The 12,155-nt window shown below is 57.5% G+C and carries 10 protein-coding genes and 1 pseudogene; 3 read left to right on the forward strand and 8 right to left on the reverse strand.

Going from position 1 to position 12,155, the window contains the following annotated elements:
• Positions 1-105: 105 nt before the first annotated feature.
• Both V7730_RS22750 and V7730_RS18090 read left to right on the forward strand, forming a co-directional pair.
• Positions 106-570: pseudogene (locus V7730_RS22750) on the forward strand (GSU2403 family nucleotidyltransferase fold protein); the annotation flags it as partial.
• Positions 571-572: 2 nt separating this feature from the next.
• The gene (locus tag V7730_RS18090; protein WP_335748992.1) at positions 573-1,280 is read left to right on the forward strand and encodes an IS6 family transposase; all 708 of its coding nucleotides are present in this window, start codon (positions 573-575) and stop codon (positions 1,278-1,280) included.
• Here the strand turns inward: V7730_RS18090 and V7730_RS18095 are convergent.
• The 8 genes from V7730_RS18095 to V7730_RS18130 form a co-directional block, all read right to left on the reverse strand.
• The gene (locus V7730_RS18095; protein ID WP_335748993.1) at positions 1,231-2,148 is read right to left on the reverse strand and encodes a tyrosine-type recombinase/integrase; all 918 of its coding nucleotides are present in this window, start codon (positions 2,146-2,148) and stop codon (positions 1,231-1,233) included. The two genes, V7730_RS18090 and V7730_RS18095, sit on opposite strands and share 50 nt — an antisense overlap.
• Before the next feature lie 209 nt (positions 2,149-2,357).
• Positions 2,358-3,944, reverse strand: a complete 1,587-nt coding sequence (locus V7730_RS18100) for a recombinase family protein (RefSeq protein WP_335748994.1) — start codon at positions 3,942-3,944, stop codon at positions 2,358-2,360.
• 118 nt (positions 3,945-4,062) lie between these two features.
• Entirely contained in the window at positions 4,063-4,980 is a 918-nt protein-coding gene (locus V7730_RS18105; RefSeq protein ID WP_335748995.1) for a hypothetical protein, read from the reverse strand.
• A complete protein-coding gene (locus V7730_RS18110; protein WP_335748996.1) occupies positions 4,977-6,254 on the reverse strand; it encodes a tyrosine-type recombinase/integrase in 1,278 nt (425 codons plus the stop codon). Before V7730_RS18110 ends, V7730_RS18105 begins: the two co-directional genes overlap by 4 nt.
• A complete protein-coding gene (locus V7730_RS18115; RefSeq protein WP_335748997.1) occupies positions 6,251-6,685 on the reverse strand; it encodes a hypothetical protein in 435 nt (144 codons plus the stop codon). Before V7730_RS18115 ends, V7730_RS18110 begins: the two co-directional genes overlap by 4 nt.
• Before the next feature lie 165 nt (positions 6,686-6,850).
• Positions 6,851-7,045: a helix-turn-helix domain-containing protein gene (locus V7730_RS18120; RefSeq protein ID WP_335748998.1), complete on the reverse strand. Its 195-nt coding sequence runs from the start codon at positions 7,043-7,045 to the stop codon at positions 6,851-6,853.
• A gap of 237 nt (positions 7,046-7,282) precedes the next feature.
• Entirely contained in the window at positions 7,283-7,981 is a 699-nt protein-coding gene (locus V7730_RS18125) for a hypothetical protein (RefSeq protein ID WP_335748999.1), read from the reverse strand.
• Positions 7,982-8,275: 294 nt separating this feature from the next.
• Positions 8,276-8,440 carry a hypothetical protein gene (locus V7730_RS18130; RefSeq protein ID WP_335749007.1) on the reverse strand — a complete coding sequence of 55 codons (165 nt, stop codon included), beginning with the start codon at positions 8,438-8,440 and terminating at the stop codon, positions 8,276-8,278.
• A 289-nt stretch (positions 8,441-8,729) separates the two neighbouring features.
• On the opposite strand from V7730_RS18130, the gene V7730_RS18135 reads away from it, so the two are divergent.
• A partial coding sequence (locus tag V7730_RS18135; RefSeq protein WP_335749000.1) for a calcium-binding protein occupies positions 8,730-12,155 on the forward strand: 3,426 nt, incomplete at its 3' end.

Raw genomic sequence — 12,155 nt, forward strand, 5'->3', positions numbered from 1 at the left:
CGGGTTGGATACATCTTAGCACGCTGTCCAATTTTGCCGGACCACTTCACATTGGGCATTACCCGCCTCACTAAAGAGTAGGTAGACAAGACGTTCCGGCATGGCCCCAATAGTTACAGGCTAACAAATGACAGCGGCTACATGGTGGAGTTTATCAGGCCGCTACCCAGACCGTTCAGTCGAAAGATGCCAGGGTGCATAGCCACTCAAGCCGGACGACGTCATGGCGGTGCCCCTGGGCGGGCTACAGTGGCTTGTGAGTGCGCCAGAGGTAGAGACAGAATAGTAATCGACGCAAGGGGCTTCCCTGCGCCGCTCAGTTGCCCTGATCCGCGACACTTCGCTGCTCATAAGCTCTGGGTAGCGGCACTACCTGATCGCGATGCTGGCAAAGCAATGTGGGACCGGCTCCAAGCCGGTGCCATTGTGGAGTTGGTGCAGCAAAAACTGCCGCAGTTTCCGCTCGATGATACGTTTCTTGCGTCTTTGCCAAAAGCCATAGGGGAATTGTTGGTCAAGCAGACCGTAAACCGACCTAAGAAGACTTCCAATCAAACTCCGGATTGGTAGGAATGCCAAAAAGCAGCCCCTTCCGCTACTTCAAGACGAGCCCCGAGATCATCCGTCTGGCCGTGATGATGTATGTGCGGTTTCCGCTTTCGCTGCGGAATGTCGAAGATCTTTTGCATGAGCGTGGTATCGACATCAGCCACGAAACAGTTCGATTTTGGTGGAATAGATTTGGCCCGATGATTGCAGCTGAGATCCGTAAAAATTGGGTCAGTCGGATGCGAGCGTACTCAAACTGGCAGTGGCATCTGGATGAGGTTTTTGTGAAGATTAATGGCGAGACGCACTATCTTTGGCGGGCTGTGGATCACGAGGGGGAAGTCCTGGAAAGCTTTGTCACAAAGCGCCGTGATCGAAAGGCAGCATTGAAATTTCTCAGGAAAACCATGAAACGTCATGGTCGACCACATATCTTCGTCACCGACAAGTTGTGTTCCTACGGCGCGGCAATGAAGGAGATCGGCAAGGCTGATCAGCAAGAAACCGGCCGCTGGCTGAATAACAGGGCTGAGAATTCACACCGGCCATTTCGAAGGCGGGAACGGGCCATGCTTCGCTTCAGGCGGATGCGAAGTTTGCAGAAATTCGTCGCCGTCCACGCGTCCGTCCATAACCATTTCAAACAGGAACGACATCTCTACTCACGTGACAATTTCAAGCTCAACCGCGCCGCTGCTCTCGCCGAGTGGCGAGGTCTTGGCGCGGCATAAGGGGCAGCTTTATTGTCCTTACAGAGACTAGTTCGAATTCGTCTGACAGCACCGGCAAAGGGATACGCCGCGCCCCTGTTTTTGTGTCGGGTAATTCCATGCCGTCGTCCGTTATGTATTCCCATTTCAGGGTTTGGATTTCGCCAAGTCGGTACCCGGTCAGGATCAGCAATCGAAACGCCGCGATAATATACCGCGTTTCCCTGCCTTCTTTTTCAACATCACACAAAACCTGACCAAGTCTTCGAAGCTCCGCGTTCGAAAAATAGCGCTCGCATTTCACTTCGCGATACTTCGGAACATGGCGGCACGAGTTCGATCCGTCAGGCCGCAATCCCCAGATTTCCGATAAGTTGAACATCTTTGACAAGACGCCAAGGGTCCGGTTTTCCTGGTAGGGTTTGTGCCGGAATTTGTGATGTAGCTCCGCCACGTCTTTACGCTCTACGTCGACAAGTTTGAAACTGCCCATTGCAGGGTTAATGAACTTATCAATCGCCCGGCGATACTCTCCTTGCGTGGACGGTTTACACCGTTCTTTAACATGGCTTTCAAAGAACCGCTCACAAAGTGCTGCGATGGTCGGGGCTTTGCGATGCTGCGAGATTACTTCGGCTGGGTTCTCACCCTTCGCAACTAGGCCCATGACTTCCTTTGCCAGTTTGCGCGCTTCGTCGGCAGTGATCTTGCCACGCCGCCCGAGGGACACGCGGCGGGTCCGGCCACCCTTGCGGTATTGGGCTTGATAGGTCTTCGCGCCGGAGGGCATGACGCAGACGCCGAAGCCAACGATTTGGGCATCCCAGACAAAGTAGTCTTTGGCCTCTGGGCTCAACGCGTCGACGGTCCGTTTTGTCAGTTTTCTCATGGTCTTTTCTCCCTATCGCCACGGGTTTCGTGGAAGCACTGTGGAAGCAATTGAACGCAAACCACAGAGCAAGGCGTAAAAGGTGAGCGTAGTCGTCTTCAAATATTAAATATTTAAAACAACAAGATAGGGTAGATTAGCGCAAGGTGGGGTATTACGTGTAAGTGGGCCGGGGGTCTCTCATAACCTGAAGGTCGTAGGTTCAAATCCTACTCCCGCAACCACTTCGACCGAACAGTCGCCAATTCTACAAGCGCTGTGATGGCACCATCGAGTTCGATCTGGGTGCCTCTTTCAGTTTCGTGGACAGTCACAGATTTGATAAGGCCACGTATGGTATCCAGCGCCATTGGGCGGATCTCTGGATCGGTCAGCGTCTCTGATAATTCCTCTACTTTGCGACGATAGATTTCACTCAGTTGCGGATGTAACCGCACCGGAGACGGCTTGGGTTCAGCAAGTTTGGCGTCAAGAGTTTCGCGCTGCGCTTCGAGCTCTTCAAGCTTTGCTTTCAATCCGGTTGTACGCAGCCCGTCGGCGATAGCTTCATAGAGGCCATCCACGCGGCGGATTAGTTTGCCCAGCTCAGCCTCAAGGCGTGCGCGCTCCGCACTTTCTTCTGTGCGTCCGGCGTTCATCTCCCGACTGACGGATGTGATAAAGGCCGCGACGGCATCAGGGCGCATCAACCGTTTGCGCAACAGGGTCAGAACGATTCCCTCCAACTCACCACGCTTAAACGAGCGGTTTTGGGTGCAGGTGCCTTGCTTGCGCGCTGCAGCACAGGCCAGATAGTCCTTGCCAACAGAGGCAAAGCCCCCGCCGCAGCAGCCGCAGCGCAGCAGGCCGGTCAATAAATGCTTGGCACGCGTCTTCTCCCAGAACCGAGTCGCTCTAATCGCCTGCACGCGCGGTGTTGCATCGATCTCACCTTGACGCTGCTTGACGCGTGCCCAAAGCGCGTCATCGACGATCCGCATGTTAGGCACATCCGTGATGATCCATTGCCCCTGCGGATTGAGCCTTGAAACTCTGCGTCCTGTTTCCGGATCTTTAATGTAGCGCAGACGGTTCCAAATCAGACGCCCGATGTAGAGTTCATTGTTCAGCAGGCCGGTGCCCCTGATACGGTGGCCACGAATGGCGGTGTCGCGCCACGGCTTGCCGCTGGGGCCGGGTATGCCTTCGCCGTTGAGCTTTCTTGCGATGGCTTTGGGTGACAGACCATCGCTGAACTCTGCGAATATCCTACGGATCAGGACGGCCTCAGGTTCGTTGATCTTGCGCTCGCCTGTCACGGGCATGCCATCTGGTCCAAGACGCCGCACTACATCATAGCCGTAGCTGTTGCCGCCGCCCGAGCGTCCTGCTTCGACACGCCCACGCAGGCCACGATGAGTCTTGGCGGCGAGGTCTTTGAGAAAGAGCTGGTTCATCGTGCCTTTGAGGCCGACGTGCAACTCGTTGATCTCGCCCTCTGACAGGGTGACAATCTTCACCCCATGAAAGCTCAGCCGTTTGAACAAGGTCGCAACATCCGCTTGGTCGCGACTGAGCCGGTCAAGGGCCTCGGCCACAATCACATCGAAAGCGCCACGGCTGGCAGCCTCCATCAAGCGCTGCACGCCGGGTCGTTGCATGCTGGCACCGGAGAACGCCATGTCCGAGAACTCCTCTGTCACCGTCCAACCGTCGCGTGCAACGCGTTCGCGGCAAATGCGGAATTGGTCTTCGATAGATGCCTCGCTTTGCATCGCTGAGGAAAACCGCGCGTATATGGCAACTCGGGTCATCATCGTCCTTTCTTGAGCCGCTGCACGACTGCTGCGTAGTCACGTCCGGCATCGATGGTCTGGGCATGGATGTAATGGCGTTCGGCGGTCCTGAACCCCGAATGTGCCAGAACCGGGCGGATCAGTCGCGCACTTTCTGGCGACAGCCGTGCCAATGTTGTCGCGGCGGCATCGCGGAAAAATGTGGCGGGATCCGTTTGCCGGTTAGCTTGAGGGTAACGTTCCCAATACGCAAGCCGATGTAGTCTTGCGTCATGATCTCTCCGCGCTTGCCGACCCAGAGTATATTGTGGGCTTTGCGTCCGCGCGCCAGCAAGGTTGGGCGAACTTCTGCGATGTAGAAGCGAACTAGCGTTGCGATCTGCGGTGGCACTGCGGCCTCCCACGACACGCTAGTCTTGGTCATGTCCTCTGATAAAGAAATCAGGATCTCGCCGTCCGTGACATGGATAGACTGCCCGAGCTCCAGTTCGCAAAAGGATCGTCGTCGGATCGGCAGCAAAGCCAGCAGGGCGATCATTACGCCATCCCGCTGGCAGATCATCCGCTTGAGCTGAGATGGGGCAGCATCGGCATTTGCGGTGGCATGGGTCAGCCCGGCTTTGAGCAGCACTTCACTCGACAGTATCTGCCCCTGTTTCCGAGCTGGATCGCCGCGACCAGCAGCACGCTTTAATCCAGCGAGCAATCGCTGTGGCATCGTCCAATCTTGATCTGGATCAGCGGCGCGCAAAGTGCGCAGGACGCCGTCTACAAACATCAGGCGCGTCATTGGCGCTGTATGTGCAAGCGCGTCCAGCCAGCGCTGAAGCCGAGCAAGGGTAGCGCGCTGTGCTGGGGGTGACAAAAGTGCATTGGGGTCGGTTGTCTCAAGCCACTTCATCCAGCGGGCATAGCGGGCCTCAAGCGTTTTGGATGAAGTCTGACGCAGATGCGCCAGCGCGCCGGGATCGTCAAACGGGGCTGCTTTCTTGTGCAGCGCGTCCCACATATTGCGGTCTGCGACGGGCCAAGCGGCGCGGGGGAGAACGAGGCTCATTTGCGCCGTCCTTTCTTTGCTTCCATCAGATCAGCAAAGGTACGGGTCGCGGACTTTACTTCGAGGCCGGAATACAGATTGATCGTATGGCTGACATCCGAATGACCAAGCAGGCGGCGCGCTACCTCATAAGCGCCAGGATAGGCATCTAGCCAGTTCATCACGGCAATGTGGCGGAAGAGGTGAGAATTGACCGCAAGGCCTGTGGCTTTGAACACACGTTGTTTTATCCGCGCTGAAAGCTGACTGGGCACCATCGGGCTTGTTCCGTCACGCCGTGGGAACAGCCACGGCGTGCCCGCCGGACACATATGCGGGCAGCGCGACGCGAGGTGGCGATCAATCATGCGCAGTACATCTTTGGGCAGCTCGAACTCGATAGGGCGTTCACTCTTCAGATCGTCTTCGATCAACACCAGATAGGCACGGCCATCACCGGGGCGCTGGATATGCTGTTCAAGATGGATACCAGCCAGATTCTTGATGCGGATCGGGCAAGCCAGAAGAATTGCGATTGCGACCGCATCTTCGCGCGCCAGTGCCTTAGTATAGGCGTTTGCCTTGCCTGCGGGCGGGTTTTTGTACAGTCGTTCCGGCAACCCAAGCAAACGCAGCATAGCCTTGTCATTTTGCAACACGCGCAGTCGGGTGCGATTTTTTGCGGTCATGCCGCGCTGCGGTTGCGCGGCAACGCGCGCTGCGATTTTGGTCAGCTGCTTTTGCGTTGCGTCGCACTGCCCAGTAATCCGTGCAAGGTTGCGCAACAGGGCCGCAACTTCGCTGATCATTTTTGTTACCTTGTTCTCGGTGCGGGTCAGCATTTGGCGTAGGCCGCGTTCTGCCATCTCCGGCGTCAATAATACTGCGACACTGTCGATCTTTTTGACTGGCACACCGGCGTGCACGAGTTCAGAGGCAAAGCGGATAATCTGACGGCGGTATTGCTGCAGTGTTGCGGGGCGCAGCGCCTTTGCCCGACCATCCTCGGCCAGCGGATCGGGATTGGTCAAACAAAAGATCAGGCGATCAAGGTCTACCAGAAATTCCGTAGGAAAATCAGACTCTGTCAGCTTGATGATCTTCTGGCGCTGCTCCAGTGGCAGCTTTGTTCTCGGCCAGCCGCGCAAGCTGCGCACTGCGAGGTTCCAGCCGTTGACAGCGGCGCGGTAGGCCACCTCTGGTGATTTGCTGATCTCGTTGCTGATCAGTGCATCCTTATAGGCCTGCGCATGCGTGATGCGCACCTTTCCCGGCGCAATGCCCTGGTTGCTCATGAAATGGATGAAGCGGCACAAGGGAGGTTGCAGGGTCTTGCTGTGTGGCGAGGCCAAGACGCTAAGCCAAAGTTTCTGCCAAGCCCCGGGGACAAGTCTGTGATCCGCCTTGCACGGCGCTCTACAATGCCAACGTGGACCATCGCGGCACGCGCATTGCTCACGGCATTCTGCCAGGTCTTTGGTGAGAGCCCGAACGCGGCAGGAGCAATTTTGGAAAGGCGTGGTTGCAGCCAGCGGGTATGGCAGGGCACATCCTGCGGCGCGCAGCCAAGCGCTTTGGCGACGCGGTTCAATCCTGAAATCAGATCGCGGCGACGCGTGGGGTTCAGACTCTGATCCTGATCTAGACGGATGATCAGATCAGCAAACATCGGCGTGCCCAACGGAATGAAGGCAATATCGAGGTCTATCTTGGTTTGGTAGGCCATCGGGTTGTTTCCTTTGGGACATAAGTGGTCTCGGGTGGACAGGAGCGGACACCGCGTCCGATTAGGGACTACACTAGCATGTAAAATCAAAAATTTACGGAGACGGCCTATTCCCGAGAGACGCATAAGACACTGACATTAATGGACATTGATACCCATAGATGATCACCACATATGTGCTTGGCGATAGGCCGCATGCGCGGCAGGATCGATGCGCAGGAGGCGCGCGCCGGGCCCCACGCGCAGGGCTACGAGGAGTCCAGCCGTGATCGCACGGCGCACCGTCTTCTCGGAGCAGCTATCCAGCGCCGCCACCTCTTTCACAGTCAGCAGGCGGCAGGGCTTCTGAGTCGTCTTCATGGGCTGGTGGGGCATCGGGCATCTCCATGGTCATTGGAGCGTCCACCATAAATTCCCGTGCTGTCTGGCGACCAAACAAATCGACCAGCCGTAGAATGGCGCTGTCAATCTGCGCACCAACAGAATCTTGGAAAAGGGGATGTGTGGGAACGCGTGTCATAGTGCGACCATCGCAGCCCGGAGAAAGCAGGTCGAAGTGTACCGATCAGATTTATTTTACGCGATCGATACACTCGTTTAAGTCTCGTCTGGCCAATCTTTGAAAGCAGCGAGATCTGCCTTGATGACCTCCCCACTTAGCCGACAAGCTGGGTCTGTCATACGCATGACAACAGCATTAACAAAGTCGATCAGTTCGCCTCCGCGTTCGGACATTTTCGGGGCGGTTGTGTAGGTTAATTTGCGTCCAACCTCATCCCAAAAATTGAAAGTGGAGGTGGTTACAATGATCCGTCTAAGATCTGATGTTAGCCTTTTGTCAGGCATGCCCTTGTAAAAGACCTGTGCTTCTCTCGCCATCACCGCGAGATATTCTCGAAAATCACTGATTTTCTGCTGGTTGGCCGCGAAGCCTGCGAGACGTTGCGTTGCAGGATTGGGCATTCCCGTATGACCATACATGTTTTTGAATTTTACGCCCTGAAGGATGGTGCCGACCTTCAGCAGTTTTTTCTCCACGGCATTTAGCTCTTTGATCGCCAATTGAAGCTCCCGCACGCCACGGTCGATCCTTGCTGGGCCAAGCTCGACTTGTGTAATATGAAGTTCTTTGGATAGGGCCATGTCGAGCTTTCTCGACAGCCTTCGTAAAGCCGTGACATCTAGACCGAACTGATCTCTGAGTTCTAGGATCTCGTCACGTTTTAAAGCGCCTTCCTCTGTGGGCTTTCCATCACGAAGCCGCCAGGGAGCCATATTCTTGGTGAAGGTATGCATCAGATTATCTCAATGGGGACGGTCGAAAAATTCATGCGTGCTGGTTTTTTTGTCTGGATTAAGCTTAACACCTTTACCTCTTCTAATTGTTACGACTCAATGCGGCCGTTGAGACGTTCACTTCAAAACCATCACTCTCGGGACATTGCTACGCAATACCCTGCCATGCAGTGCAAGGCCGACCTGATCCGTGTGAAAGCAGGCCTGAGGTCAGGAGACAAGTATCCCGAGCGAAAACATCAAATGACGGCAGTCAGCGAGTTATTGTCAAATCTGGTGTTTGAGGGTTGTCGGTCATGCAGCGATCTGGTCGGGTTTAGTGGTTTCAATTCCGTCTTTGAAGGTGACGCCTGTGATGACTTTGGCCAAATAATCAAAGCCGCGTAGCTTCCTCCAGTACATGACCTCGGAACTTCGGACATGGATGCTCCGTCCTTCTGCAATGGCTTCAACACTCATGACAGTCGCACATTGCGATGCCGTTGGGAGGGGCCATCCAAGCCATCAGTAAAGCCCTTGCTTTGAGCAAGTGTTTGCGTGTCTTATTCAAAGAAGACAATTTTATTGAGAATTGGGGGGGACACCAGTGCCAAATCCATTGGACGTATTTAACACTGTCGTGGGCCTTGCAGGCTTGGCTTACGGGGTACTCGACAGTCTCGCGTCACACGGCTCTGATGGCGATTTCGGAGCAGACCTAGAGGATCTTATCAACGCCGATTCGTCGGTACTCCGCGGGATCGCCGACTTGTCGGATCAAGTCCAGGATGGATTCAACGACATTCAGGACAGCCTGGTTACCCTGCAGACAGAATTGACGGATCTCATCACCGGGCAGCTTGGCGAGGTGCGCCAGCAGGCACTGATGGGTGCGCTGGCCCGGTCCGAAAGTGCGCTGGACCTGTTGTCCAGTATCGACGCCGGGCTGCCGGTCGATGCCGGCCTGATCATCGCCGAAGCCTCGCTGGGCCTGCGGGACGTTCTGGCGCAGGCGACGACCATCGCCACCCGAACCGCGACCTACACGCCTGACATTGGAGACATTTCGGTCGCAGTCGCCGCGGTTGGTGTCGCCCTGGCAGCCCGGGCGCAGGTCGCGGTCGCGCTGGAAAACGACATAATCGGGTCCTCCGCGATGAACGAGCAATTCCGCGATGCCGCGGACTTCTTGCGCGATTCCGTCCAGCACTATCGGGATACAATGTACCTGGACCGCGAGTTCCAAACTGGATTTTCAAACGAGTTGCCGATCTACACGCTGGGAACCCTGAACTTGCCGAATGCGAGTGCCTTCGATTGGTTCGATCCGGATAGCGGGGAAAGCGGCAACCCGCTCGAAATTAACGTTTTTACTACCTCGGCCTTTGACGGAACGCTGACGTTCCCCCGCACAAATTTCGACCTCGACACTATGCAGGAGATTCTCTTCGACGCACCGGGCAGCCCGTTTGAAGGCAGGTTTGCCGAACTCGTCTCGGTGAGTTCTTCCGGAAACTGGACCATCCACGCGTCGGACCCGCTCGGCGACAGACGTGAAGTCGCCTACCAGATCGCGGAGTATGACGCAGAGACGATCGCACTGGGCCTTGTCGGCGCGGGGTCTGCAGGCTCGATCTTCTTCCAGCTTGCCGACAACTTCGACAGCCTCGCGGACGGGGACGAGCAGGTGCTCTCGGCCCCGGCGGGTCAGGATCCCTCCGGCATGCTGACCGGCGACCTTGACGGTCCGGGCAAGGACCTGCTGATCGGCAACATCGGTGACGATGTCCTGAACGGCCTCGACGGCAACGACATCCTGCGCGGCAACGAAGGCGACGACACGCTGAACGGCGGCCTTGGCGAGGATCGGCTGGAAGGCGGGCCCGGCAACGACGACCTGTTCGGCGGGGTGGACGGCGACGAGCTTTTCGGGGCTGAGGGGGATGACCTGCTGGATGGCGGCACCGGCTTTGACAAGGCGGGTTTCCGCGGGAAACGCGCCGACTACACGATCGATCACGGGAACTTTGGCTTTCGCAATGGCGTGTCCTTCGACGTGGTAAAGGTCGAGGGGCCGGACGGGAGCGATATCCTGAGATCGGTGGAGCGCCTTTTCTTCAAGGACTCGATCCTCACGCTCGGGATTTCCGAACAGATCGAGAGCACGCTGAGCGGCGCCGAAGGCAGCGACCTGCTATGGCACTATGGTGCGGGAGGAACCCTCTCAGGGGCTGCCGGAAATGACGAGTTGATCGGTCGTGGCGCGAACCAAACCTATGTCGGCGGGTTGGGCAACGACGTGATGAAGGTCGAGACGACCGCCCCCTCGCTCAACGATGTCGCGGTCTTCTCCGGCAACCGTTCGGCATATGCCATCACGATGCCGGGCACCGAAACGCTGCGGGTCGTCGGCCTGGACGGAACCGACAGCCTGAGCCTGGGCTTTGACAGGCTCCAGTTCGCGGACCTGTCGGTGAACCTGTTCTATGGAACTGGTGCGGGCGGCGTAGCGGGTACGGCGAACGCGGATATCCTGTTTGACATGGCCGGCGATGCCATCGCCGCCGGGGCCGGCAACGACCTGATCGTCTCACAGCAGCCTGACGCGGCCCCGCTCACGGCGATTCTCGACGGCGGCGCGGGGATCGACACGCTCAGGCTGCCCGGGGCGCTGGCCGACCACACCGTGCGGTTTGCGACCGGAATCGGCGGTGAGTTGATCGCCATCAGGGGACCAGAAGGCACCCGGTTGACGCAAGGCATGGAAACCGTGCAGTTCGACGCAATCACCGGGGAAGCCACTGAACAGACAAGCCTGTCGATCCGGTACGGTACTGCGGCGAGAGACGACATTTTCGGGTTCGAGGGACAGGCCATCGTGGTCGGCGGGGCCGATAACGACCTGATCGACATGCAGAGAATCACTTTGTTCGGCCCCGTTCGGCCCAATGATTTCAGTGTATTCCTGTCCGGGGGGGGCGGCAACGACACGCTTTTGGGCGGCACCAACAACGACGTGCTTGATGGCGGTACGGGACAGGACCTTCTGGTCGGCGGAGCGGGTTACGACACGGCCGTGCTGACCGGTGGCCCCTCGGACTGGACTTTTTCCATAAACGGCTTGGCTGTCGTGGCAACAGGGCTGCCAGGGACGATGGCCGCAGCCAGCGGGACGAAAAACTTGCTTAGCATCGAGTACCTGGAATTCCAGACATCTGCCGGGGAACTCATCGCCTCCAACGAACTTGTCCTCGCCAGCAGCGATGGCGCGACATCGTCGGAGTCCGAGTTGATCTTTCTGATAAACGAGAATTTGGCCGTTTCGGCCGGTGGCGGAGCCGACACCGTTGTCGGCTCCGAAGGTGTGGACACGGTGGCGGGCGATTCAGGCAACGACGTGATCGACGGCGGCGGGGGTAATGACAACCTCGACGGCGGAGCCGGCGACGACGACGTGAATGGAGGAAGCGGCAACGACGTGGTGACCGGCGCAGCCGGCAGCGACCGGCTGACTGGCGGTACTGGCAGGGATGCCTTTGTGTTCCAGTTGAGTGGCCAGCGCCAGTTCGACACGATCGTGGATTTCCAGTCGGGTACGGACAGGATCTTTGTCGATACGCTGTTCTACAACACCGCGATCTCGGGCCAGGACTTGCTTCTGGATTTCGGCGGTGGCGAGATCCTGATGCTGGAGGGTCTAGCGCTCACGACCCTGCTGCCGGGCGACATCACCCTGAACCGTCCCGGGGCGATATCGCCCACGGAATGGCTGGGGGCTGTCTACTTAGGAGGCCGGGGAAATGACTCTATTCTGGGCACCAACAGCGAAGACACCCTCATTGGGGGTGCCGGCAACGACGTCCTGCTGGGCGGTGCCGGGGCCGACCTGCTTGACGGCGGAAATGGCATCGACCGCGCCCAGTACACTGACGCCACCGCAGGCGTCGTGGCAGACCTGCAATACGCAGACCGCAATACCGGTTTTGCGGCGGGGGACACCTATGTCTCCATCGAGCACCTGTACGGCTCCCTGCACAACGACAACCTGCGCGGCGACGCCGACAACAACGTCCTCTGGGGGCATAAAGGCTACGACCGGCTCTACGGGCGCGACGGCAACGACGTCCTGCTGGGCGGTGCCGGGGCCGACCTGCTTGACGGCGGAAATGGCATCGACCGCGCCCAGTACACTGAC

Source organism: Sulfitobacter sp. (assembly GCF_036961165.1).
GTDB lineage: Bacteria > Pseudomonadota > Alphaproteobacteria > Rhodobacterales > Rhodobacteraceae > Sulfitobacter.